Below are 923 nucleotides of genomic sequence, written 5' to 3' on the forward strand. Positions count from 1 at the left end.
AGCTGCTCGCATTGAAAATGTTCGTCCAGGCGGTGGATTCGAAGGGTTTTTCTTCTGCCGCACGACAATTAGGCATGGCTACGTCATCTGTAACTCGGATGATCGATGGGCTTGAGGCTGAACTGGGCGCTGTCCTGCTTAACCGCTCCACCCGTCAAATCTCATTGTCAGATGCCGGTGCCGCCTACTATTTGAAAGCGCGGGAGGTGCTCAACGCTGTGGCCGAAGCGGATGCCTCAGTCACTGACCGTGGGGAAGTCCCTGCAGGGCATCTGCGTATTTCTGTGCCGGTGGCGCTTGGACGTCGTCTCATTGCTCCGCATATCGCCTCGCTGTTGAAGCGTTACCCGCAGTTGGTGTTGGACATGACACTTTCTGACGACATCGTCGAATTGCTCGGCGAGCGCGTTGACCTATCGATACGGTTGGGATCGGCAGCAGCGATGGATGGTGTGGTCAGTCGTACCATCGGTCATTTTCGGCGTCGGGCGGTTGCCAGCGCCGCGTACTTGAATACGCATGGCTTTCCCGAACAGCCTCTGGACTTGCTGCAGCACGAGTGCATGCGCTTCAGTTACGGGTCAAAGCAGCAGGTTTGGACGTTCCAAAAGGACGGTGAGGAGACGCGAGTACCCATTGAAGGCCGCTTCAAAAGCAACAATGCGGAGGTTTTGCGCGAAGTTGTACTGTCCGGCGGTGGGGTGGCGCTGTTACCTGATTGGCTTGTCGACGATGATATCGACAGCGGCAACTTGACGTCGTTGTTCGAGTCTTTTGTGATCAATCCCAACGATGCAAGTTCGGCCATTTCCGCGCTGTATCTTCCCAATCATCGCGGCTCCAAACGCGTGAATGCTTTTATCGATTTCATCTGTGAATTACTGGGGCCTGAACACCTCCCCAGGAATTGATCTGCTGGCGTC

Annotated in this window: 1 protein-coding gene; it reads left to right on the forward strand. The window is 55.4% G+C overall.

Going from position 1 to position 923, the window contains the following annotated elements:
• Positions 1-2: 2 nt before the first annotated feature.
• Positions 3-911 (forward strand): LysR family transcriptional regulator, encoded by a 909-nt coding sequence (locus AC1DVH_RS31840; RefSeq protein WP_477757128.1) that lies wholly within the window; start codon positions 3-5, stop codon positions 909-911.
• The last annotated feature ends 12 nt before the right edge of the window (positions 912-923 follow it).

Source organism: Pseudomonas sp. P4_C3, assembly GCF_056402075.1.